General features: G+C 61.7%; 10 protein-coding genes and 1 pseudogene. 7 read left to right on the top strand and 4 right to left on the bottom strand.

The window, feature by feature from the left end; genetic code table 11:
* From QT222_RS13355 to QT222_RS13365, 3 genes and pseudogenes are all read right to left on the bottom strand, one after another.
* Positions 1 to 437: pseudogene (locus QT222_RS13355) on the bottom strand (SAM-dependent methyltransferase); the annotation flags it as partial.
* Positions 434 to 802: a nascent polypeptide-associated complex protein gene (locus tag QT222_RS13360; RefSeq protein WP_081603708.1), complete on the bottom strand. Its 369-nt coding sequence runs from the start codon at positions 800 to 802 to the stop codon at positions 434 to 436. The gene QT222_RS13360 and the pseudogene QT222_RS13355, both read right to left, overlap by 4 nt.
* Before the next feature lie 74 nt (positions 803 to 876).
* On the bottom strand, positions 877 to 1545 hold the full coding sequence (locus QT222_RS13365; RefSeq protein WP_491477448.1) for an O-methyltransferase: 669 nt from the start codon (positions 1543 to 1545) through the stop codon (positions 877 to 879).
* A 141-nt stretch (positions 1546 to 1686) separates the two neighbouring features.
* On the opposite strand from QT222_RS13365, the gene QT222_RS13370 reads away from it, so the two are divergent.
* The 3 genes from QT222_RS13370 to QT222_RS13380 all read left to right on the top strand — a co-directional run bounded on the left by QT222_RS13370 (position 1687) and on the right by QT222_RS13380 (position 5112).
* Positions 1687 to 3363: an acyl-CoA mutase large subunit family protein gene (locus QT222_RS13370; protein WP_491477449.1), complete on the top strand. Its 1677-nt coding sequence runs from the start codon at positions 1687 to 1689 to the stop codon at positions 3361 to 3363.
* Positions 3364 to 3642: 279 nt separating this feature from the next.
* Positions 3643 to 3927: a hypothetical protein gene (locus QT222_RS13375; protein WP_491477450.1), complete on the top strand. Its 285-nt coding sequence runs from the start codon at positions 3643 to 3645 to the stop codon at positions 3925 to 3927.
* A 222-nt stretch (positions 3928 to 4149) separates the two neighbouring features.
* A complete protein-coding gene (locus QT222_RS13380; RefSeq protein ID WP_004057001.1) occupies positions 4150 to 5112 on the top strand; it encodes a phosphotransferase family protein in 963 nt (320 codons plus the stop codon).
* A 114-nt stretch (positions 5113 to 5226) separates the two neighbouring features.
* On the opposite strand, the gene QT222_RS13385 is transcribed toward QT222_RS13380, so the two are convergent.
* Positions 5227 to 5553 (bottom strand): YbjQ family protein, encoded by a 327-nt coding sequence (locus tag QT222_RS13385; RefSeq protein WP_491477451.1) that lies wholly within the window; start codon positions 5551 to 5553, stop codon positions 5227 to 5229.
* Positions 5554 to 5607: 54 nt separating this feature from the next.
* Between QT222_RS13385 and mce the strand changes: the two genes are divergently transcribed.
* The 4 genes from mce to QT222_RS13405 form a co-directional block, all read left to right on the top strand.
* Positions 5608 to 5991, top strand: coding sequence for a methylmalonyl-CoA epimerase (mce, locus tag QT222_RS13390; protein WP_004057003.1), 384 nt, complete (start codon positions 5608 to 5610; stop codon positions 5989 to 5991).
* 76 nt (positions 5992 to 6067) lie between these two features.
* Positions 6068 to 8098, top strand: a complete 2031-nt coding sequence (menE, locus tag QT222_RS13395) for an o-succinylbenzoate--CoA ligase (RefSeq protein WP_491477452.1) — start codon at positions 6068 to 6070, stop codon at positions 8096 to 8098.
* A gap of 87 nt (positions 8099 to 8185) precedes the next feature.
* On the top strand, positions 8186 to 9844 hold the full coding sequence (locus tag QT222_RS13400; RefSeq protein ID WP_491477453.1) for a long-chain fatty acid--CoA ligase: 1659 nt from the start codon (positions 8186 to 8188) through the stop codon (positions 9842 to 9844).
* A gap of 90 nt (positions 9845 to 9934) precedes the next feature.
* The coding region (locus QT222_RS13405) for an acyl-CoA dehydrogenase family protein (RefSeq protein ID WP_491477454.1) at positions 9935 to 10458 on the top strand (524 nt) is incomplete at its 3' end.

Genomic DNA, 10458 nt, shown 5'->3' on the forward strand with positions numbered 1-10458 from the left:
CCGAGTCGGTGGTGGTGGTCGCCACTTCGGCCATGGGCGTGGTCTCCGGCGCCCGCGAGTCGCATGTCCTCGCGCGCAGCGTCGGCGAAGTCGTCCTTCCGCTCGAGGGTCGCCACGTCGCCGTCGAGCCGGCCGAGATACGCCGAGAGGACGCCCGCCCCGGTTCCTGCGTCGAGGACGCGTTCGCCCGCCGCGATGCCGGTGTGGCCCACGATAAGGCCGATGTCGCGCGGCATCATCGGCGCACCGGTGCGCTCGAAATGGTTGAAGAGGTCCGGCCCGCGGGGTTCGCGGACGAGGAAGTCCTCACCGATGTGTGTCTCCAGCGTTTGGCCCGGTTCCACATCCTCGGGGACCGTCAGCATCCCAAGGTCGGTGTGGAGTTCTTCACCGGGCGCACGGAGGTACTCCCGGTCGCCGTGGACGAGGAGTATCACTCGAATTTTGCGATGGCCGCGGCGAGGTCGCCGTCTTCGGCCTCCAGCGCTTCACGAGCGTCGTCCTTCGAGACGCCAGCACGCTGTGCGACGATTTCGATGTCGGATTCCGGAATTTCTCCGGCAGCAGCCTCGTCGGCCGCGTCGTCACCAGCGCCGAGTTCGCGCGTCTCGGGTTCGCCGACGACTTGGTAGGTTTCCTGGCCTTGTGCGTCCATGCGCGTGACCTGCGCGTCCGAGAAGACGAGTTCCTCGTCGGCCGTCTTGATGACGACTTCCTCGGCGTCAAGCTCGGTGACGTCGATACCCATCTGCTTCATCATCTGCTTCATCTTTCGCGGGTTCATCCCGCCGCCTCCAAACATACCTGAAGGGTGGGGGGCGGCTCTCAAAAGCGTGGCGAACGTCGGTGCGGCGCGCCCGACCCCCGCGGAGCGATTTATTCGACTCGCGTGCTGACTGCGAGACCGTTGCCGATGGGGAGGACGATGGGCTCGTACCGCGGGTCGGCGCGGACCGCATCGAGGTAGGCCGCGATACCGCGGGTGTCGGCGTTCGCTCCGTCGAGTGCTTTCGCCGTCCCCTCGCTCCAGTCGGTCAACGCACCGAAGTCAATCGGACCACGCATCACGTTGTCGGCGACGACGAGTCCGCCGACTTCGACACGGTCGCGGACGATATCGAACGCCTCGGCGTAGCGATGTTTCTGGTGGTCGAACAGGACGAGGTCGAACTCACCGTCGACGGTTTCGACGAGTTCGAGCGCATCGCCTTCGAGGAAGGTACTCCGGTCGGCGAGGCCGGCACGTTCGAGGAAGTCGCGTGCCATGTCGAGTTCGTCGGGGTCGTGTTCGGTCAAGATTAACTCGGCGTCGTCGGCCATTCCCTCGGCGAACCAGGTCGCCGAGTAGCCGAACCCCGAACCGAACTCGAACAGTCGACGTGCGCCGCTGAGGTGGGCAAGAAACCGGAGGACGCCACCCGCTTCGGGACCGATGATTGGGAATCCGTTTTCGGACGCGTACGCCGCCATCTCGGCTTGCACTTCGTCGTGTTCGGGCGCGGTGGCCGTGAGAAACCGCTGTGTCTCGTCGCTTACAATGTCCATATATATTGAGGGTTCGCCTGTGGGATAAAGTTCGACTCCGTGACGTGCTTGCCGAGGTGCGAATCCGCGTCTACTCCGGTAGTTACCCCCGCCGTCCGCGACCCGCCTACGCTTAAGTAGGGACAAACCACATCTTCGACCATGTTTGATCCCGACGAACTCGAGGAAATTCGGGAGGCGAAAGCCGAGTGGGAGGAGGAGACCCTGTCTCCAACACTCGACCGATTCGGGGAACGTAAAGACGAGTTCACGACGGACACGGGTGGGAACGTCGTCGAACGACTCTACACGCCGGCCGATACGGACCTCGATTACGACGAGGACATCGGCTTCCCCGGCGAGAAGCCGTACACGCGCGGTGTCTACCCGACGATGCACCGTGGGCGACTCTGGACGATGCGGCAGTACGCCGGGTTCGGCACGGCCGCCGAGACGAACGAACGCTTCCGGTATCTCATCGACAACGGGTCGTCGGGACTCTCCCTCGCGTTCGACCTGCCGACGCAGATGGGCTACGACTCCGACGCGATGATGGCTGCCGGCGAAGTCGGGAAGTCCGGCGTCGCCATCGACAGCCTTCACGACATGGAAACGGTCTTCGACGGCATCGACCTCGGCGAAGTCTCCACGTCGATGACCATCAACGCACCCGCAGCAGTGCTCTTGGCGATGTACGTCGCACTCGGCGACAAGCAGGGTGTGCCCCGCGAGCAACTCCGCGGGACCATCCAGAACGACATCATGAAAGAGTACATCGCGCGGAATCTCTACATCTTCCCGCCGGAACCGTCGATGCGACTCATCACGGACATCTTCGAGTTCTGTGCGGAGGAGACGCCCAAGTTCAACACCATCTCTATCTCCGGGTACCACATCCGCGAGGCCGGGTCAACCGCGGCGCAGGAAGTCGCGTTCACCCTCGGCGACGGCATCCAGTACGTGCAGGCCGCGGTTGACGCCGGTCTCGACGTGGACGATTTCGCCCCGCAACTCTCGTTTTTCTTCAACGCACACAACAACATCCTCGAAGAGGTGTCGAAGTTCCGCGCCGCCCGGCGCATGTGGGCGAAAATCATGGAAGAGCGCTTCGGCGCGGAGAACCCGAAGTCGATGCAACTGAAGTTCCACACCCAGACCGGTGGGTCGACGCTCACCGCCCAGCAGGTCGAGAACAACGTCGTCCGCGTCGCCTATCAGGCCCTCGCGGCGGTCCTCGGCGGGACGCAGTCGCTGCACACCAACGGAAAGGACGAGGCGCTGTCGCTCCCCACCGAGAAGTCGGTTCGGACGGCGCTTCGAACCCAGCAGATTCTCGCCCACGAATCCGGCGCGGCGGACACTATCGACCCGCTCGCCGGGAGCTATTACGTCGAAGCCCTGACCGACGACATCGAAGACGAGGCGTTCGACCTGCTCGACGAAGTCGACGAACGCGGCGGGATGCTCAAGGCCGTGAAAAACCAGTGGGTCCAAGGCGAAATTCAAGACGTGGCGTACGAACGCCAGCGCGAGATTGAAACGGGCGAGCGAACCATCGTCGGCGTCAACAAGTATCAGGTGGACGAAGAGCCGACCGTCGAAGTGCAGGAAGTCTCGGAGAAAGAAGAGCAAAAACAGGTGGAATCGCTCGAAGCCCGGAAGGAAGCCCGCGACGACGAGGCCGTCGACGCCGCCCTCGAAGCGATTCGGACGGCCGCGAACTCGGACGACAACCTCATGCCGTTCATCGTCGATGCCGTCAAAGCCTACGCGACAATCGGCGAGATATGCGGCGTTCTCCGCGAGGAGTTCGGCGAGTACGAACCCGGAATGGCCTGAGTCGAGACGCTTTCACATATCCAGTCTCCGCCAACGAGTCACTGGTTCTACACTTTCACCCGGCTGAGAAAACTTATTACAGACCCTTGAGTGGCTGTTAACGAGGATTTACGATGCCTCTTATTGGATTCTAAACTCGTCACACGGTCGGTCGCCACTTTGTCGGTGCGAACGTTGCACCACCAGTTAGCCGTCTCTTCGGAGGCGACCGTCACGTCGTGGGGCTCTTTACCCGTTCAGCCCCCGGTATCGTATCCGACTGTTCATTCACCTCAACGAATGTCACGAAGACATCCCCAAGACACTCGTACCGCATCTGAGTATCCCACACCCCAGCACAAACCCGCCCCGTCGTTTACGGTGCAGGCCATCATGGTCGCACTGACCGTCGGCGCGGTCGTCGTTGCCAGCTACCCCGTGATTTCGCTGGTCGTGGCGACCATGTTCGTCGGCGTCGTGCTGGCCGCCCGAGTCGCCGTCGCCCGCATCGAGCGCGACCCGGTGAACGTCCGCGTTCCCGGTTCGCAACTCGAAGTGACTGTCGCTCGAACCGCCGGTGATTAAATCCGACCACGCTCCGACTTCGACGGCCTACTTGGTGCCGTCTGACGCCGGTTTGGTTTCGCCGCCGTCGCGTCCGCTCTACACCCGCTGACGCCGCGCTTCCACCCACGGTTTCCGAGCAGTTCCCACCGCTCCGCGCTCTTCTTCCGAGACTCGGCCTGTCGTTCGATTGTTGACAGCTATCCGTCAGTTTTGATAGTGTACTACGTGATCGTTCCACCGATGGACGACCGAATCGCGTCGGCGCTCGAACTGGCGTTTCCCGACCGCGACGCCGACACTGTCGGTTCTGCCGGTATCTCTTGGAACGAGAAGAACAACACAGTCTGCGTGGAGTTCGCCGATAGAGAGACCGTATATCTCAAAGTCGCAAGCGACGATGATGGTTCTCGAATTGCCCGCGAGACCGCTGTCATTCCCTACGTGGATTCCCACACTGACGTTCCTGTCCCGACAATCTTGACACGTGAAGCGGACGGTCCAGTCCCATATATTGCGACTGCACCCGTCTCTGGACCGAATCTCGTCGAGTTGTGGACGGACGCTGTATCCTCGGAACGAGTCGCACTCGCCCGAGAAGTTGGCGCGTCCCTCGCTCGCGTTCACGAACTCCGGTTCGAGACCCACGGACTCATTACGGATGGTGATGCGACCTCCCTCGAACTGGACTCCGGGCCGTGGACCGACGTTCTGGTCGAGACGATTGCCCACATGCGGGAACTCGCCCCCTCCGAGCGTTTCGACCATCACTTCGACAAAGTGACTCAGGCGGTCGTCGAGAACCGAAAGACGCTGGACGGTGCACCCGCCGCGTTACTCCACGGCGACCTCGCCCAACCGAATTGCTTCCGGACCGCGTCCGGACTCGGATTTCTCGACTGGGAAATCGCACACGTTGGCGACCCGGCCAGAGACCTCTATCGAGCCAAAGTCCAACTCTTCGACTCGCTTCGCTCTGAGGGTCCTGCGGAGATTATCGACGCCTTCTACGACGGGTATCGGTCGGTTGCGGGCGGACTCCCCGACGGTTACGAAACCCGCCGTCCCATCTACGCGGCCGTCAGGTTTCTCGGTGTTTCCGGGTTCTTCGACAAGTATGCTGAGTTCCGCGACGAGGATATGGAACTCTTCGCAGACTGGGTCGATTCGGAGATGACTCGGCGACTCGATAGACTGGAGTCGTAGCGGCGGACCGGACAAGTCCTTCTAACTCGTCGGCACCAACTCGGTCGCGACTATGTTTACGGTGGCGAACCTCATCGTTGGCGTCGGCACTGCCGCTCGTTCGCTGTCTTCGTTCTATTCGGGCTTCTCGGCGAGTTTGACGGCGGTTCCGTAAGTGAGAATCTCCGCAGCGCCCTGCGTCACTTCGGATGTCACGTACCGAACGCCGACGATGGCGTCTGCGTCGATTGCCTCGGCCTCCTCTATCATTCGCTCTGTCGCCTCGTCACGGGCGTCGGTCATCAGCCCGGTGTAGGACTTGAGTTCGCCGCCGACGATGTTTCGGAGTCCCTGCGTAATGTCTCGCCCGACGTTCCGGGCGCGAATCGTGTTTCCGCGAACGGTTCCGAGGGTTTCGGTGATTTCGCGTCCTGTGATAGACTCCGTTGTGGTTACAATCATGACAGGTACGTGGAACCGTTTGGGTTTATCCGTTACGCCCGACGAACAGGTGACATGCACTTCGACCACATCGGAATCGCCACGCCGGACGCCGCCGGATTGGCCGCGTTGTTCGAGGAATTATTCGACGCGCCGGTGGCTCACGAGGAGACGTTCGACGGGATGACGGTCGTCTTCCTCGAACTCGAAGACGGTTACTTCGAACTGCTCGAACCCCACGAGGAAGGTGCTATCTCGAAGTTCCTCGACAAGCGCGGGGGCGGTATCCATCACGTTGCGCTCGAAACAGACGACATCGAAGGGGCGCTCCAGACCGCGCGGGACGCCGGTGTCGGCCTTATCGACGAGGAGCCGCGCCCCGGCGCGTGGGGACACGACGTTGCGTTTCTCCATCCGAAATCGACAGGTGGCGTACTCGTGGAGTTCGTCTCCCACTAGCGCCTCCTATGTCGATTTCCGATACTTCGGCCGGCGTACCCACGCCGGTGAGCGCACCGACGACACACGGTGAACGATGACCGACGACTTGACAGACACCGCCGACACCGACCCGACGAGACACGGCTTTGCCGGGCCGATGCGGGATTGGCTTTCGCATCGCGTCGCAGCGACTCCCGACCGACGGGCACTCATTCACGCCCCGACGGGTGATTCGTGGACGTTCCGCGAACTCGACGGGCTCGTCACCGAAACGGCGGGACAACTTGCTGCACTCGGCATCGAAGCGGGTGACCACCTCGGCGTCGTCCTCGACCCCGGTATCGACTACGTCCGCCTCATTCACGCCGCGACCCGTCTCGGCGCGGTCCTCGTCCCGGTCAGTGAACGCTTGACGCCGGACGAAATCAGCCGCAACATCGAGATCGCTGACGTAACGACGCTCGTCTGCGGCGAATCGACGGAGTCTACGGCAGTCGAAGCCACGACTGACGTCCCTGTTGTCTCTGTCGACGAACCCCATTGGGAGGGCGTCATCAACCTCTCGGCTATCGCGCCGAAACGAATCTCGCCCGCCGGGTGGACCCTCTCCGAGACGATGCTTCTCTTGTTCACATCGGGGACGACCGGCACGCCGAAGGCCGTCCGACTCACGATGGGGAACCTCCTGGCGAACGCGGTCGCCGGGTCGTTCAGACTCGGCCTGTCACCGGACGACCGATGGCTCGTCACGCTCTCGTTGCACCACATGGGCGGTATCGGGCCGATTCTCCGCAGTCCACTGTACGGGACGACTATTGTCCTTCGCGAGGGGTTCGATGCCGGTGGTGCTGCAGACGATATCGGCAAGTACGACGTGACCGGCGTCTCGCTCGTCCCGACGATGCTTACCCGAATGCTCGACAGCAGGGGCACGCTTTCCGACTCCTTGCGGGTCGTTCTACTCGGGGGTGCACCCGCCTCCGACGAACTCATCGAGCGCTGTCGGAATTACTCGGTTCCGGTGTACCCAACCTACGGGATGACCGAGACGGCCTCCCAAGTCGCGACGGCAACTCCTCGCGAGGCGTTTTCGGCCGTCGGAACCGTCGGTAGACCGCTCTTTTTCACCGACCTCTCGGTTATCGGTGAGGGCGGATTCATCGTCGAACCCGGTACGCCCGGTGAAATCGTCGTTTCCGGGCCGACTGTCTCGCCCGGCTACTACCGGAATCCAGACGCGACAGCGAAGGCATTCACCGACGAGGGACTCCGAACCGGTGACATCGGCTATCGAGACGAAGACGGTCTGTTGTACGTTCTCAACCGAAAGGACGACCGTATCATCACTGGCGGTGAGAACGTCGACCCCGGTGAGGTGGTCGAAGTCCTCCGACAGTATCCCGCCATCGACGACGCAGTCGTCCTGGGTATCCCGGACAGCGAGTGGGGTGAGCGCGTCTCCGCACTCGTCGTCCCCTCTGACCCGGACATCTCGCTGGACCGAGACGCGCTCGATACGTTCTGCCGCGAACAACTCGCCGGGTTCAAGGTTCCGCGATTGGTCGAGACGGCGGACGAACTTCCGCGGACGGTCTCGGGGACGGTCGACCGTGAGGCTGTTCGCGAGCAACTGGAGGCCGCTCGCCCGGTCACCGAGGCGGAACCGGAATGGGACGGCGACGTTTCAGACAGCGATGAGGCAAACGCTGACTCCGATACCGACGTTTCTCCGGGTGCCGACTCGCTCATCGTCGACGACGCCGAACATGACATAGTTGGTGATGCTGAAGATGACATCGTCGACGACGCTGAAGACGACACGGTCGGCGGCGAAGAAAAGGGAAGCAACGGCGAGAATCCTGCTACCTCCGACGGCGAGGGTGGTTCCAACCGAAACGACATCTCCGATAGAGACGACTTCGAGCAGGGCGCAAACGACACTGTCGAACTCGGAGACAATGAGGTGTCCGATACTGACGACGGACTCGACCACGACGGGAACACTATCGACGACGAACCCGGCTACGGAGTGGGTTCCACCGACGAAGCCACCCACGACAAGCGCAACACCGACGACGAGTCAGCCCGCGACAGGGACGACAACGAACCCAGCCGCGACGAGTGAACACGGTTGGTGTGTGTTTCGAATCCGTAGCCCGCACCCTGCTGTATCTTCCCAAACAATCATTGTGTTTTACCACAAGGGGAACGTATGGTAGTCACTACCAATCAAACGCTTCGGCCGTTTTTGTGGCGGGCAGGCAAACTCTATCCGGACCGTGAAATCGTCTCGCGGACTGCCGAAGGACTCGAACGATACACGTACTCGGAGTACGAGGGTCGAGTCGCCCAACTCGCGGGGGCACTCGCCGACGCCGGTATCGAAACCGGTGACCGGGTCGCGACGTTCTGTTGGAACCACAATCGACATTTCGAGACGTACTTCGGCGTTCCCTCGATGGGTGCGCAGCTACACACCATCAATCCGCTTCTGCCGGACCATCACATCCAGTACATCGTCGAAAACGCACAGGACCGTCTCGTCTTCGTCGACCCGTCGTTAGCGCCGAAACTCGCCGGCGCAGTCGACGAGAACGCCTTCGACTCCGTCGAACAGTTCGTGGTGATGGCCTCGGAAGTCCCCGACACCGACCTCGACCCGGTGACCGACTACGAGTCGTTCATCGCCGACTACTCCGGCGAGTACGACTGGCCGGACCTTCCGGAAGAACAGCCGGCGGGGATGTGCTACACCTCCGGAACGACGGGGAAGCCGAAAGGCGTCGAGTACTCCCAACAGATGCTCTGGGCGCACACGATGGCGACGCTCCCCAAGTCGGGACTCGACATCGGTGCGAAAGATGTCGTCATGCCGGTCGTCCCGATGTTCCACGTCAACGCGTGGGGACTCCCGTTCTCGACAACCGCTGCGGGTGCGAAACACGTCTATCCGGGACCATCACCGACACCCGAGGACCTCGCAAAGCTCATCGAAGAAGAAGGGGTGACCATGACCGCGGGCGTGCCGACGGTCTGGCTCGGTCTCCTCGACTACCTCGACGAGAACGACGCCGACATCTCTTCTCTCGAACGCATCATCATCGGCGGGTCGGCTGCACCGAAGTCGGTCATCCGCCGCTTCGACGAGGAATACGACGTGGACGTGCTCCACGCGTGGGGGATGACCGAAACGTCGCCCGTCGGAACAGTCGCCCATCTCAAACCTGGGATGGAGGACCTCCCCGCAGAAGAGCAGTACGAAAAACGCGGGAAACAGGGGCTTCTTGCTCCCGGACTGGAGATGCGCGTCGTCGACGACGACGGCAACGAAGTCCCGTGGAACGGTGAGGACTTCGGCGAGCTATGGATTCGCGGGCCGTGGGTAACGACCGAGTACTTCGAACGCCCCGAGGCGAACGAGGAGGACTTCGAAGGGAACTGGCTGAAGACCGGCGACGTCGTGACCGTCGACGAAGACGGCTACGTCAAAATCGTCGACCGAGCAAAGGACGTCATCAAGTCCGGCGGCGAGTGGATTTCGTCGGTCGAACTGGAAAACGCCATTATGGCCCACGACGACGTGGCCGAAGCGACCGTCATCGGCGTTCCCCACGAGCGCTGGCAGGAACGCCCTGTCGCGTTCATCGTCCCGAAATCCGGCACGGACGAAGATGCGCTCAAGCAGAACATCGTCGAACTCGTCAAATCGGAGTTCCCGAAGTGGTGGACGCCCGACGAAGTCGTCTTCATCGAGGAGGTTCCGAAGACGGCGACCGGGAAGTTCGACAAAAAGGTGCTCCGCAACCAGTACGATGACTCGTCGCTCGTCGAGGGGAAGACACCTGACAAGGAGGCTCCATCGGGGAACTGATTTCACGCCACTCACACTTTCAAAAGGCAACGAGTTTGAAGTTTATACTGGTTCCATACACTATTTTACCTTACAAACCCACGGCAACGTATGGAACTTCTCGACGAATCCATCGTGCCCGAGCACGCCCGTGCCCTCAAGCAGGAGGCACGCGAGTTCGCCGAAGCACACATCGCGCCCGCCGCCGAGGAATACTACGAGTCCGGCGAGTACCCACGCGAAATCCTCGAAGCGGGGATGGAAGCGGGACTTGTTGCACAGGACATCTCCGAAGAATACGGTGGAAAGGGTCTCGACCTCCAGCAGATTCTCGCCATCTCCGAGGAGTTCTACCGCGCCGATGCCGGTATCGCCCTGACGCTCCAACTCGCCTCGTTCGGCTGTGAGATTATGGAGCACTACGGCAGCGAAGAACAGAAAGAAAAGTGGCTCCGCCCGGTCGCCGAAAACGAACAGATTTCGGGACTCGCCGTCTCCGAGCCACAGACCGGTTCCGACATGGCTGGCATGGAGACGACCGCCGAAAAGACCGATGACGGGTACGTCCTCAACGGCGAGAAGTACTGGGTCGGAAACGCCGTCGAAGCCGACTGGCTCACCGTCTACGCTAAGAC

The organism is Haloferax sp. s1 (genome assembly GCF_058382125.1).

Bases quoted from the DNA above. Each gene is read 5' to 3' on its own strand.
- QT222_RS13360 (WP_081603708.1), bottom strand. From the start codon at position 802: ATGTTTGGAGGCGGCGGGATGAACCCGCGAAAGATGAAGCAGATGATG.
- QT222_RS13365 (WP_491477448.1), bottom strand. From the start codon at position 1,545: ATGGACATTGTAAGCGACGAGACACAGCGGTTTCTCACGGCCACCGCG.
- QT222_RS13370 (WP_491477449.1), top strand. From the start codon at position 1,687: ATGTTTGATCCCGACGAACTCGAGGAAATTCGGGAGGCGAAAGCCGAG.
- QT222_RS13375 (WP_491477450.1), top strand. From the start codon at position 3,643: ATGTCACGAAGACATCCCCAAGACACTCGTACCGCATCTGAGTATCCC.
- QT222_RS13380 (WP_004057001.1), top strand. From the start codon at position 4,150: ATGGACGACCGAATCGCGTCGGCGCTCGAACTGGCGTTTCCCGACCGC.
- QT222_RS13385 (WP_491477451.1), bottom strand. From the start codon at position 5,553: ATGATTGTAACCACAACGGAGTCTATCACAGGACGCGAAATCACCGAA.
- mce (WP_004057003.1), top strand. From the start codon at position 5,608: ATGCACTTCGACCACATCGGAATCGCCACGCCGGACGCCGCCGGATTG.
- menE (WP_491477452.1), top strand. From the start codon at position 6,068: ATGACCGACGACTTGACAGACACCGCCGACACCGACCCGACGAGACAC.
- QT222_RS13400 (WP_491477453.1), top strand. From the start codon at position 8,186: ATGGTAGTCACTACCAATCAAACGCTTCGGCCGTTTTTGTGGCGGGCA.